We start from the raw sequence: 13292 nt of genomic DNA on the forward strand, positions 1-13292 counted from the left end.
CTGTCCCCGATCCCCGATCCCCGATGCCCGACCTTCCGACCTCCGACCGGGACGACGACAAGCGGGTGAGGTGACCAGCGTGGCACGCCGGACTCCGCCGAAGGACGCCCTCGGCCCGGCCGGCGGCGACGCGTCGCTGCCCGTGCTGCTTCGGCGGCGGCCCTGGTCGGTGGCGGCCGTCGCGGTGTGCGGGGTGGGTGCGGCGCTGGCCGCGCTCGCGTTGCCCGCGGTCCTGGGCGTGACCGTCGACCGGCTGCTGGCCGGCGGCCCGGTGCCGTGGCGGTGGCTCGCGCTGTGCGCCCTGCTGACCGCCGCCGAAGTCGCCCTGGACGCTGCGGTGGTGTGGTGCGGCGGGGTCAACTCGGCCGTGCTGACCAGCTGGTTGCGGCGGCGCGCGGTCGACAGGTTGCTGTCCGCCGAGCCGCATCGCGCGCAGGCGTTCAGCCGCGGCGACCTGACCACCCGGCTGACCACCACCACCGGTGACGCGGCCGGCGCGCCGGTCGCCGCCGCAGGCGTCGCCAGTGCCGTGCTGCTGCCGGTCGGCGGCCTTGTCGGCATCGTCCTCACCGACCACTGGACCGCCCTCGCCCTGCTCGCCGGCGTGCCCGCCCTGGTGCTGCTGCTCCGCGTCTTCACCCGGGACACCGCCGCCGCGACACGCGACTACCAGCGGGTCCAGGCGAGTGTCGCCACCCGGCTCGCCGAGGCGGTGGCCGGCGCGGCTACCGTGCGTGCGGCCGGTACCGCGCGCCGGGAGCACCGCCGCATCACCGAACCCCTCACCGAACTCGGCGCCCACGGGCGGCGCACCTGGCGGGTCTACGGCCGGGCGGTCGGCCTGAGTTCGGTGCTGCTGCCGCTGCTGACGGCGCTGGTCCTGGCCGTCGGAGGGCTGCGGCTGGCCGCCGGAGCCGTGACCGTCGGCGAGTTGGTCACCATCGGCCGGTACGCCGCCCTGGTGGTCGGCATCGGCGCGGTGACCGGGGCGCTGGGCGGCCTCGCCAGAGGCCGGGCCGCGGGCGAACGGCTGCGCCCGCTGTTCGCCCTGCCGGTGCCGACCCACCGCGACGCGGCTCTGCCGCCCGACGGCCCCGGCACCCTGGTGCTGCGTGACGTCGGCGTGGTCCGCGACGGCCGCCGGCTGCTGCGCGACGTCAACCTCACCGTCCCCGGCGGCACCTGCCTGGCGGTCGTGGGCCGTTCCGGTTCCGGGAAGTCGACGCTGGCGGCGGTCGCCGGCCGGCTCGCCGACCCCGACGAGGGCACGGTCGCCCTGGACGGGGTGCCCCTCCCCGATGTCGCCCCGCACGTACTGCGCCGGGAGGTCGGCTACGCGTTCGCCCGGCCGGCGCTGCCCGGTGACACCGTCGGCGACGCCATCGCCTTCGGCGTGGACCGGCCGCCGCCGGAGGCGGTGCGGGCGGCCGCCGGGGACGCGGCGGCGGACGGCTTTGTCCGACTGCTGCCGCACGGCTACCGGACGCCGGTGGCCGACGCCCCCATGTCCGGCGGTGAGCGCCAACGGCTCGGCCTGGCCCGGGCGTTCGTCCGGTCGCACCGGCTGCTGGTGCTGGACGACGCGACCTCCGCGCTGGACACCGCCACCGAGCGGCGGGTGTGGGAGGCGCTGGACCGGATGGCCGGTCACCGCACCCGGCTGGTCGTGGCACACCGCCTGTCGACCGCGGCCCGCGCGGACTGTGTGGCGTGGCTGGAGGACGGCGGCCTGCGCGCGGTCGGCCGGCACGAGGAGCTGTGGCGGGACCCCGCGTACCGGGAGGTCTTCCAGACCCCGCCCACGGCACCACCGTCCACGGCGGCCTCCGCGAGCCCGCCGGACCGCGCCGACCACACGGCGGCTCCTCCCCCGCCCGCCGGGGAGCCGGAGGGCCCCCCGCCCGCCAAGGACCGGGAGGGCGCGCGATGACGTCACTCACCGGCGACACCGCCCGGTCTGCCACGCCCACCGGCCGCCCCGAAGGCCGTGCGGACACCGCCCGGGAGGCTCCGGCCGGGCACCGTCCCGGCGCCCGGCCGGGCCGTGGCGCTCTGCGCCGGGTCGGACGCGAGGGCCGGCCCTTCCTGCGGGCGCGCCGGGGGGCGCTGTGGCGGCTCGCGGGCTGGTCGCTGGTGGAGTTCGCCCAGACGTTCCTCACCGGCTACGGCGTCGCCCAGGCGCTGGACCGGGGGTTCCTCGCCGGTCGCCCCGGTGTCGGCCTGCTGTGGCTGGCGGTCGCGGCGGTGGCGGCGCTCCCCGCCGCGGTCACCACCCGTGGGCTGTTCGGCCGGCTCGCCGACCTGGTGGAGCCGCTGCGCGACGGCCTCGTGCGCCGGGCCGCCAGGGGCGCGCTGACCGAGGCGCTGGCCGCCCCGGAACGCGCGCACACCGGCGCCGTCTCCCGGGCGACCCACCAGACGGAGATCGCCAGGGACGGCTGGGCCGGGCTGGTGATGGCCGTGCGGTCCTGCCTGTTCACCAGCGCCGGCGCGCTCGCCGGCCTGGCCACTCTCCAACCCTCGCTGCTGCTGGTGGTGCTGCCTCCCCTGCTGGCCGGCTGGACGCTGTTCCTGCTGACACTCGCGCCGATGGCCGCCCGCCAGCGCGCCTACCTGGAGGCCGACGAGGCGTTCGCCGCCCGGGCCGGTGAACTGGTCGGCGGCCTGCGGGACATCAGGGCCACCGGAGGGGCGGAGCAGGCGGCCGCGCCGTGCGCGGCCCTCGCCGACGCCCAGTGCGACGCGGCGCGCTCGCTGGCCCGCTGGGCGGCCGTGCGGATGCTGGCGCTGGGCGTCGCCGGGCGCTGCCCGCCGCTGGTGCTGCTGGCCGCCACGCCCTGGCTGCTCTCCCGGGGCATGACCGCCGGGGTGCTGCTCGGCGCCCTCGCCTACCTCACCCAGTCGCTGGCACCGGCCACCCACGCGCTGATGACCGCGCTGGGCACGGCCGGGGGCCGGCTGCTGGTGGTACTGGACCGCTTCACCGCCCCGACGCCGCCACTGCCGCCGCCGCACACGCCGCAGGGCGAGACGCCGGACGAGTCGCCCGGCGAGCCGCCGCACGGGGACGGGCGACCACGTCCCGGCGGGATCGTGCTGCGCGAGGTGACGTTCGCCTACGGGCCCGGCGCCCGGCCGGTCCTCGACCGCCTCGACCTCACCGTGCGCCCCGGCGAACACCTCGCCGTGCTCGGGCCGAGCGGCACCGGCAAGTCGACCCTCGCCGCCCTGCTCGCCGGCAGCCTCACGCCTGACTCCGGAAGTCTGCGCTGGGACGACCGACCGGCCCCGGACCGGCTTGTCCTCCTCCCCCAGGAGCCCTACGTCTTCACCGGCACCGTCGCCGACAACCTCCGCTACCTCCACCCGGCCGCCCGGGACGCCGAGTTGGCGGCGGCGATCGAGGCGATCGGACTGGCGCCCCTGGTGGAACGGCTCGGCGGCGTCGAGGGGACCGTGGACCCAGGCCGGCTGTCCGCAGGCGAACGTCAACTCCTGACCCTGGCGCGCGCGTTCCTCGCCCCGGCCGCCGTCCGCGTGCTCGACGAGGCCACCTGCCATCTGGAGCCGGCGGCCGAGGCCCGGGCCGAGCGCGCCCTCGCCGCCCGGCCCGGCACCCTGGTGGTGATCGCCCACCGCCCGGCCTCGGCCCACCGCGCCGACCGGATCCTGCTGCTCGACGGCACCCGCGTCCAGCAGGGCACCGCCCACGAACTCCACGCCCGGTCGGCGCTGTTCCGCGACCTGACCGGTCAGCACTCCGCCGACGAGGCGGAGCCGGACCGTTCGTAGCGCACAAGTGGTTCGAGCGTCAGATCCAACCGGCCTCGGTGGCCAGCCTTATCGCGTGCGTGCGGTTGCGCGCGCCGGCCTTGCGCACCGCCGCCGCGAGATAGTTGCGCACCGTCCCCCGGGTCAGGGAGAGCCGGCACGCGATGGCCGCGACCGAGTCACCCTGCGCGGCGAGCGAGAGCACCCCTAACTCCCGTCCGGACAGCGGTATCTCCTTCGCCCTGAGCAGCCCGAAGGCGAGCGACTCGTCGATGTACCGGCCGCCCGCCGCGACCTTCCGCACCACGGCCGGCAGCTCCTCCTTCGCCCCGTACTTGTCCACGTAGCCGCTCGCCTCGGTGGCGGCGGCGTTGCGCAGCACTCCCGGCCGGTCCGCCCGCGCCAGCACCACCAGCCGCCCACCGCACCGTGCCGCCCTGCGGGCGGAGTCGACCTCCTCCAACAGACCCATCGAACCGGGGCAGTCCAGGTCCACGACGATGACGTCCGGTTTCTCCGCGGTCGTCCTCGGCAGCACGTCCTCTCTCGCCACGGCCACCGCCCGCAACCCGTCGTCCGTGCCCAGCAGACTCGACAGCGCCTTCCGCCACAACTCCACCTCGTGCACGACCAGAACAGTGGTCAAGGCCGTCCTCATCTCTCCCCCGACTCCGGTTGCGGTTACCAGAGACGATTGTCGACGACGATCGCTGGGAGTGAGCACTTTTGCACAAGATGTGACTCCTGTTGCACCCTTCGACACACGGGACCGACCGCGTCGACCGGCACAGTTCCCCCGCACCCCGCGCCGGGGACAATCGACTCGGAGGGTCGGATCAGGCGCCGTCACCGGCCGCCCGAAGGGACGACCGGCGACAAGACCGCAGCTGCAGCTCAGCGAGTCACACGTCCAGCGCGACGCACTCCCGGAGCAGCGGTTCCAGCCGCAGCTGGTTGTCCTCGCGGACGAACACCTGGAGGGCGTCCAGGCAGCTGACGATCCACCGGGCCTCCTCCTCGTCCTCGATCGCGAGCGCCACAGCGGTCAACGCACCCTCCCGATCGAACGGGCCGTCCTTGAACTCCAGGTCCAGGGAGCGGTAGCCGGTCGCGATGAGCGGGTGCGTGTAGACACCGGTCGCCTCGGCGAAGGCGCGGGCTTCGACCCGGTCCGTGCGCAGGCCGGCCAGTGTGCGCAGCACCTCGTCGGGGTCGCCGAACTCCTGGTGCAGCCGGTGGGCGCGGTCGACCAGGAGCGGCCAGCCACCGGTGAGCTCGTGGAGCCGCTCCAGACGCTCCTCCGTGTGGAACATGTCAACGCGCTGGGCCCACCCGCGCAGGCTGCGCCGGTCGTGTCGGCGCAGCACCACCGGAACGGCCGGAGTGGTTTCGGTACCGGTCAACAGCGTGCGCCACAGCGGGAGTTGGTCAGGGTCGGTCACGAGGACCACCGCACGGGTGACGCCCGGGGTGGCGGGCAGCAGCCTCTCGGCCAGGTCGACCGCTTCGCGGCAGGCCTCCGGACGTGCCGGGTAGCGGGCGAAGTCGCTGATCACGACGCGCCGTTCACGCGGTGCTCCACCGGTGAGTTCCTGCCGGTAGACGCCCACCTTGCCGACCGGAGGCAGCGTCCAGTCGGCGATGCGACCCGCGACGGTCCGCAGGGTGTCACCGACGTCGGTGACACCGGTGGCGACTGTCCCGAGCACGACCCTCGTCTGGTTGGAACGCTCTCCGAGAAGGTCGTCGAGCTGCGTGATGGTGAGCGGGGCGGGCCGGCCGTCCGGGAGCTCGGGTCGGCCCTCCTGGACGATGCTCTCCTGGAGTACGCAGTCCTGCTCGGCCCTGAGCAGGCGGGCCTCCACCTCGTGGGGGTTGCCGATCATGCGCAGGGCGTTCGGGCCGCGCAGGTGCCAGCCCTGGCCGTCGTGGTTGGGAGCGAGGACACCGAGTCCCACCATCTCGGAGAGGTAGGAGCGGAAGCCCTCGGTGTCGAGCTGCTCAAAGCCCCTGCGCCAGAACGTCTCACACTCCTCCCGCAGTTCGGCGTCGCTCAACCGCACCTCCAGACCGTGGTGGCGGGCATGGTGGGCGAGCACGTTGGCGATCACGTCGTAGCGGTGGTCGAGGCTCAGCGTGTCCTTGAAGGCGGCGGAGATGCCCTCCCTGAGCGCGTGGTCCGACTCCACCACCTCGATGTCGGCGACCTCCACCGGGTAAGGGGGCCCCTGGGCCCCGCGCCGCGCCCGCTTGCGGTGCATGAGCTCGACCAGTCGGTGACCGAACATCTGGAGGAGGAAAGGCTGGTAGGAACAGTAGCCCAGCGCCCGGTTGACCAGGTCCAGGTCCTCGAACTCGAAGCCGAGCGCCCGCATCGGCTCGACCAGCAACTCGGCCGCGTACTGGGGAGCGAGCGGGCCGATCACCTTCGGGGTCTGTGCGAGGTGGCCGAAGGGCCCGTTGCTCGCGAGCTTGGAGAAACGCTGCACGGAGTGCAGCCCGGCGAAGACGACCTTGGCACGGTCCTTGGTGTCGGACCCGAGGCCCTTGAGCTTCTTGGTCTGGTCGAAGCGGGAGGCGTCCGCCTCGAAGAACTGGTCGCACTCGTCGAGCAGGATCAGCAGACGGCGTCGCGAGTCCCCTTCCAACCAGGCACAGATGCCGGTACGGACCCGCTCGGAGATCTCCTGCGACGCCTTGCGTCCGCGCGGCCTGCTGAGCACCTGGGCATCGGTCAGCTTCCGGTCCAGGACGCTCCACAGCGCCTCTGGCCCCAACGAGCTGCCCTTGCCGATGTTCTCCTGGTCGAGATTGACGTACACCGCCTGGTGGTATCCGGGGCGTTGCTCTGTGAAGCGTTCCCCGGCGTCGGCGAGCAGGGCCGACTTGCCAAGCCCCCGGCCGCCGAAGATGACCTGGGTTCCGCCCGGGTCGAGGATGCTCTTTCGCTCGGCGTCGCGGCCGTAGAACATCTCGCCGCCGATCCGGCCGCGCTTCTCCCTGATGTAGGGATTGACTCCGGAGAAGGGCAGCAGCGTCTGCGTGGCGGTGCTGACCTGGCGGTTGCCCCGGGCCGCGAGATAGGCGAGGGCCGCGTCGTCCACGACCAGGAGCGGCTGCAACCGGTCAGAACCGGCAGCGAGTTCGACGCGGGCCTGGCGGCTGAGCGTGCCGAAGTAGACGACAAGGAGGCTTGCCCCGCTGGTGTCGCGCTGTGCGAGGCTCATGACCACCTTGGCGGGCGGGCGCCCCCAGACCATCAGCACGCGGAGGTTGCCGCCCTGCTCCCTGATCTGCGAGCCGAACGCCGGGGCCTTCGCCCTGCCGTTGACCTCCACCTGGGCGACCTCGAACCGCCGGTACTCGCGCCGGTGGGGTGACCGCTCGTCGAGCGGCCTGGCCTTCTCGGCGTCGTAGCCGAGGAGCTTCAGCGCCGGAAGCAACTGCCTTCTGGCGGAAACCTCAAGACGGTCGTTCCGCTCGGTCGCGGCCAACGCCCGCCACTCGTCGAGGGCGTCGGCGGCCAGCGCCGCCTCGTCCGAGGAGAGGCCGCCGTAGTCCAGCACGGGAAGCGTCGGGTGCGCGCCCCCGGACCTGACCAGGTCGACGAGAGCGCGGTCGATGCCTCCCGGCAGTCCGTCGGGCACCGCAGGGAAGAACTCGGTCAGGTGGGACTCGCCGGTCTCGATCTCCGGTACGGGCTCGCCGATCTCGAGGAAGTAGACCAGGTCCGCGGCGGTGGCCAGACCCCCCGTGTCCAGGTGCCGCAGCACCTGGGCGCGTTCCTCGGCGGTGGCGTCCAGGACGTCGAGCCGGGCGCGGATCCGGTCGGCCGCCTGCTGCCGGAAGGCGGGAAGGTCGTCGCGTACCGTGTCGAGCGCCCGACGTACTTCCAGCAGGTCGTGCCGGCTGGCCTCGTCGAGACGGGTGCCGGCGTCGGCCAGCAGCTCCTGGAGACGCAGGTCCTGGTCGTCGGTCACGGCGCCGTCGGCCTGCGCCCGGTGCAGTTCGGCGACAAGCTCGCCGTGGGACTTCCGCAGCTCCGCGCGCCGCACGGCCTCCCGTTCTCCGATCGCGGCCACGGTGGGCGGGGCGAACTCGCCGGCACGCTCGGCGGGCAGCACGCCTCGTCCCGCCAGCTCGACGATGGTGCGGGCCGCGGTGAAGGCGTCGTGTGACAGCCGCTCGTCCAGGGCGTCCCGCCAGCCGCGGTCCACAGCGGCCAGCAGGTCGCCGAGCGACTTCCGCTCGTGGACGGTGTCGTACACCTTCAGCAGTTCCGCGTCCAGAACGCGCTCGGGGTCCAGCGGACCGCCCAACTGCGCGGCCCCGGCGCCTCCGGCCAGGAGGGCGAACAGCTCCTCCATCGAGGCGTGGGCCGCCCAGGCCGTGGCGGCGGGCAGGGCGTCCGAGCGCCGGGCGAGTTGGCGCAGCTCGGCCAGGGCCGCGTCCTTACCGTCCAGCAGGGACTGGCGCAGGGAGGTGATCTCCTTCGCGGCCCGGCTGCCGTCGGAGCGGTCGGCCCGTCGGGCCCCGTCGACCGCCAGGCACCACTCCCTGGCCAGCCCCACCACTCGCTCCACAAGATGCACAAGGTCCTGCCGCCCGGAACCCTGGAGCGGCTTGCCGCTGGAGGATCGGTGTCGGCGGTCCATGCGGTCGATCTCGTTGTTGATCTCGGCGCGTTTTGACAAGGAGTCGGCCTGCTCCCGCACCCGCTGTACCGCCTCCCGGTCGTCGCGGACGACGGCGGTGAGCAGTTCCCCCAGCACGCCGTCGGGAGCAAGCCATCGCTTGGCGATCTGCGTGGCCCTCGCGAACCGCAGCTTCTGCGGAGCGAGCAGGTCGCGGCTGCGCCTGCTCAGTTCCCGCAGCCTGACCTCCGTCTCGGGCGCCTCGACGGCAAGCGGCGAGGCGATCATCAGCGCGCCGCTGAGGGCACGGTCGGCGACCGCGGTGGCCGCCTCCGCCAGCCGGTCCGGCAAGCGCGGCACCAGCGCCTTGAGCTGAGCACCCGCCGAATGGTCGCCGGTGATCAGTGCGGTGCGCAGCAGGGCCGGGAGCAGGAGCAGTTCGCTGCCCTCGACGTCGCAGCCCGAGTGTTCGCCGTACTCATGGACCAGATGAGCCGTCAGTCGGGCACTCCCGCTGTCACCGGAGGTGAGGAGGGCGGCGGCTCCGGCCATGCGCAGCGCGGCGACCTGGGGCTCGGGATGACCCGCGGCCCGGGCCACATGGTGGGCGAGTCCGAAGCGCCGCTCGACGACCAGGCGCGCCAAGGCCCGCTCGACCGCCTGCTCCTCGCCCGTGGTTGTCGGCTCCGTCGAGGCGGATGCCGGCTCCGGAGTGTCCGAGGAACGGCGGGCCGCCACGTCGCCCTCGCTCGGCGTCGCGGGCGCGGCGTCGGGTACCGCCTCAACCGCCTCGGCGGTGTCCGTCCTCGCAGGCGCGGTGACGTCCGATTCCCGGACGGGCTGCGGTGGGCGCATCGTGGCGGAGTCGCCGACGGTCACCGTCGGCACGGCGGGCTCCACGTCCCCGGTCTCAGCGCGCGTGTCGCAGGCCGGCTCGGCGGTGCCGCCGTCCTCAGGTCCGGCGGGTCCGGGTTGGGCTGCCTCGGGCTGGGTCAACGTCAGTTCGGCTGCCATCACAGCCGCCATCGCGCACGTGGGCAGCACCCGCACGACCCGCTCCTGGAGAGCGAGGATCTCCGTGGCGGTGTCCGGAGTCCGCTCCAGCCCGATGAGCCGGACCAGCGCGGCGAGCGCGGTGCTCTCCTCCCGCTGGCCCTGCCCCCACACGCGCGCGTCGAGCAGCCGGTGGGCCTCGCCTCGCACCGCCTCGGCCGCCTCGGCGACCGGGCTGCCCGGGAGGCAGCCCACACCGAGCAGTTCCCGCAGCGTTTCCCGGGCCTGGAGGTCGCGGTCGCACTCGGCCCTGTGCGCGAGAGCCGCGTGGGCCATGTCCTCCAGACGGCGGGGTACTCCCTCGACCCCCGCCGCGCGCAACACGGCCCCGGCACTGTCGAAGACGGCGCCGAGCGCGCCCAGCACGCTCAGGTCATCGTCGTGTGGCGGGCGACCGTCCAGCACCGCCTCGGTCACCCTGTCCGCGGCGTGCCGCGCGTGTGCGAGCGCCTTCTCCAGCCGCTGGCAGGCCTCTTCCGGTTCCGTCCTCTGGTGGGAGCGAGCACTCGTGTCCGTCACGACGGGCACCTCGCGCGAGGTACGGGCGCTCGGCACCCCGGGCCGGCGGCACGGGACCGTGCTGCTCGGGGCGTCGCCGTCGCCAGCGCGCTGGTGGGTCTTGTCGCCAAGGGGCGACCGTCTGTCGTCCTCCCTCGCGACGGGCACGAAGTCCGGATGCGCCGCCACGACGGACCGCGCGGCGAGTTCGACAGCGGCGAGCTGTGTTGCCACCGCTCCGTCGGCCGTCACGGAGAGCCAGCCCCGATCCGCCGCCCAGGCGAGGATGTGGGCGTCAGCGACAGAGGCGTTGCACCAGGCGAAGACGGTGGCCCGGACAAGGGTTCTGCCCCAACGGTCGACGGGGTCGGGCAGCGACTCGCCGTCCCGGGGGAGGACGAACCTGCCGACCTGATTGATCACGGTGACCGTGAGCGCCCTGATCCCGCAGGTGCAGGCACGCTGCCGCGCGTCTCGCCGCACCCTCGCGAGAACGTCCTGGCACAGGGCCTTGCTCACCCGGCGGGGGGCCGCCATGCGTATGCCCAGTCGGCTGAGCAGTTCCTGCCGCTCCCTGGGGGACAAGGAGTTGAAGGCGAGTTCCACCGTGTCGGCGGTGAGCTCGTCCAGGGCGGCGGCGACCTGGGGTTCCAGGTTGTTGAGCGCGGTGGCCAGGCTCTGGAGGCTGTCGACCGAAGCGTCCGGCGGGGACAACGGCGGCCCCGTGAGGACGCGGTAGCGGTCCTGCATGAAGACGTATTCTCCGTTCTGTGGCTGATCGGGTTCCGCGGTGGTTGATCGGGCTTCTCACGCAGGCCGGCAGATCGGCCCCGTAGCGAACCCGGCGAGGACACGAGGAGTGGCCGGGACGTGGAGCGTGAAGGCTCAGCGGGTGCGTATGTGCTCTGTGACAAAGGTGTATCCCCGGGGCAGTTCCCAGCCGTCCGCCTTGCCGAGCCCGCGGCAGTACTCCCGGAACGCCGCCCGCTGAACGTCGCTGGGCGAGCACCCCGGTCGCAGGCGGCGTAGATGGCCGGGCACGAACTGGACGCCTCCTGGTTCTTCACCGTCCATTCCGGCGCCGCCCCAGGGGCGAATCACCCGCTGGCGTACCGGGCGGTAGCAGATGAGGGGGATCGCCGGCTCTCTTTCACGCGCGGGATACTGCGGCTGCCCCCAGGCGTCCCGGCTCCCGAGGGCCTGGTGCAACCGCCCCTCGGCGAGTAGTTCCACGACCGCCGACTCCAGGGCGCCGGCCTGTGTCCGTGCCGGCGGGCGCCCGTAGACCGCGCTCGGAAGGGCCGTACGGTCCATCAGCGCGTGCCCGTCGAGGGTGAGCAGGCCACAACGGCGCACCGTACGCATCACCAGGCGCCGGGGGCCGAGCCCCGCAGCGCTGTCACCGTGGCGGTTGCTACCGGGGGCGTCCTCCCTGGTGAGTACACGGGGATCGTAGCGGTGCGCGGTCTCCCGGTCACCGACCAGGACCCGGTCCTCAAGCCGGGTCGTCCCCAGATGGATCACCGTGCTGTCCCGGAGCCGACGCAGTTGGAGAATCAACCCGGGGAAGAAGTCACGAGGCCACGCGATCCCGGACAACCTGCCCGTGCTGCCGTCGAGTTCGACGGTCACGTGCTGGGTGGCCTCCTCGGCCCCCAGGACCTCGCCGGCATGATCGAGTCTGAGGCGTGTCGTCGAGCGCGAGGGATGGGACCTGCCGAGGTCGTGCACCACGGGAGCAGGAAGCGGCAGCCACCCACCGATGAGGTGGGCGAGGCGAAGGGGCGCCCGCCAGATGATCTCCCGAGTGTCGTCTCGCAGAAGCTCGCCCGCACCGAGGGAGCTGTCCTCCGCGAGCGGCGGATCGACCGGGTCGAGCTCCCTCTCCGGCTCGGGTTGCGGCGGCAGGGGCAGGGTGGAGTTCCAGCCTCGGCCGGCCGGCAGGAGCGGGTCCGCCACGTCCTCCGTGTCTCCGGGATGGTGGGTGCGCCACACGCCTCCGCACTCGAAGGCGTCGTCGAGGGTGACCCGGGAGCCGTTCGCGAACAGGCCCTGCCTGCTGTCTCCACGCACGATGTCGGCGAGCGCCACGTTCGCACGGCAGACCGCGGCCGCGTACCCGACGCCGCCGAGTACGTCCGCCGCTCCGGAGAAGCCACGCAGCCGCGGCCCGATGGCCGTGTACACGCTGACCTGGCCGGCGAGCCCGTAGCGGCGCCTTCCGGGGGTGGCCGCGTGTTCGATCGCCGCCGCGAGAGACCTCAGGTCGTCGCCGCCGAGCGGCCCCGTGTCGCGCCAGCAGTCCGCGAGCGACGTGCGGGTCATCGCGTAGTGGCCCCAGGTGCGAAGAGCGGCGCATGACCTGAGGACGCCCCGTACGGTGTCGAGCAGGCCCAGCAGGCCCGGACGCAGCGCTTCCTCGTCCGTGCCCCCCACCAGTGTGGCGAGCGACACCGGGACCAGGGGGCTGAGCAGTTGGGCGCGTGCCGTCGTGAGGAGGTACTGCGCGTAGGCCGTCGCATCGTCGCGTCGGGCGGCCTCCGCGGACGGGTAGCGCACGTCGACGACCACGTGGCCGTCCTCGTTGATCCAGCGCCGCCGGGTGCGCAGCCGGTGGATCTGGGTCGGGGAAAGACTCAGGGCCGGGCCGAAGGCGTGGAGGTCGGGGACGAGGAGTTCTCTTCGCTGCGGTTCGGCGCCGTCCCCGGGCCTCGCCGGGCCCACCGCGCCCGCCGGCGCACCCGACACCCACGCCGGCACGTCGCCGAAGCCGTTCACCTGCGGGTGTGCGCCCTCCCGGTAGACGATCTCGGCGTAGAGCGGGTCCGAGCCGGTGGCGACGCACACCATGGAGCCGACCGGCAGCACGGGAGCGCTCCGGCCGAACGTGATCACTGGGAAGTCGTCAGGGCACAGTGGGCTCCCGCCGTAACCCTCGCCGCCGAGGTCGTACCCGAAGTAGACGGCGTTGAAGGCCACCGCCGTGTGTACGGGAGCCGAGCGGGCCGCGACAACCGCCTCGAGGTAGCGCCGTAGCCGGTCCCGGTCCCGCTCGGGCACCGCGGCGTAGCCTTGTGTCATCACCGGGGTCAGCAGAGCCTCGTCGCCGTACGGATCGGGCACTCCCTCCCCGTCGCGTTCACCGACCGTTGCCGAGACCCGCGGGTCCCCACCCATGAAACCTCCGCCGCACCCCGGGGCGCGCCGGCGCGTCCGCGGTCACTCCCGAAGATACGCCAGGACCCGGAACTCCGTGGCACTTCCGGTCACTTCACGCAAACTGACAGCGACCGGAAGCCGAACCGTCTCCGTTCTGCAGCCACGACACTACTGAGA

At 73.5% G+C, this 13292-nt stretch carries 5 protein-coding genes; 2 read left to right on the top strand and 3 right to left on the bottom strand.

The window, feature by feature from the left end:
- The first annotated feature begins 79 nt into the window (after nt 1–79).
- Nucleotides 80–1930 carry an ABC transporter ATP-binding protein gene (locus tag GL263_RS02020; RefSeq protein ID WP_438947903.1) on the top strand — a complete coding sequence of 617 codons (1851 nt, stop codon included), beginning with the start codon at nt 80–82 and terminating at the stop codon, nt 1928–1930.
- Nucleotides 1927–3792, top strand: coding sequence for an ATP-binding cassette domain-containing protein (locus tag GL263_RS02025; protein ID WP_182853783.1), 1866 nt, complete (start codon nt 1927–1929; stop codon nt 3790–3792). Before GL263_RS02020 ends, GL263_RS02025 begins: the two co-directional genes overlap by 4 nt.
- A gap of 19 nt (nt 3793–3811) precedes the next feature.
- On the opposite strand, the gene GL263_RS02030 is transcribed toward GL263_RS02025, so the two are convergent.
- The 3 genes from GL263_RS02030 to GL263_RS02040 all read right to left on the bottom strand — a co-directional run bounded on the left by GL263_RS02030 (nt 3812) and on the right by GL263_RS02040 (nt 13133).
- Entirely contained in the window at nt 3812–4417 is a 606-nt protein-coding gene (locus GL263_RS02030) for a LuxR C-terminal-related transcriptional regulator (RefSeq protein WP_228456025.1), read from the bottom strand.
- Nucleotides 4418–4673: 256 nt separating this feature from the next.
- Nucleotides 4674–10706, bottom strand: a complete 6033-nt coding sequence (locus tag GL263_RS02035) for a hypothetical protein (RefSeq protein ID WP_182853785.1) — start codon at nt 10704–10706, stop codon at nt 4674–4676.
- A 135-nt stretch (nt 10707–10841) separates the two neighbouring features.
- Nucleotides 10842–13133 (bottom strand): hypothetical protein, encoded by a 2292-nt coding sequence (locus GL263_RS02040; protein ID WP_182853786.1) that lies wholly within the window; start codon nt 13131–13133, stop codon nt 10842–10844.
- Nucleotides 13134–13292: the final 159 nt, after the last annotated feature.

It is taken from the genome of Streptomyces durbertensis (genome assembly GCF_014156695.1).
Taxonomy (GTDB): domain Bacteria; phylum Actinomycetota; class Actinomycetes; order Streptomycetales; family Streptomycetaceae; genus Streptomyces; species Streptomyces durbertensis.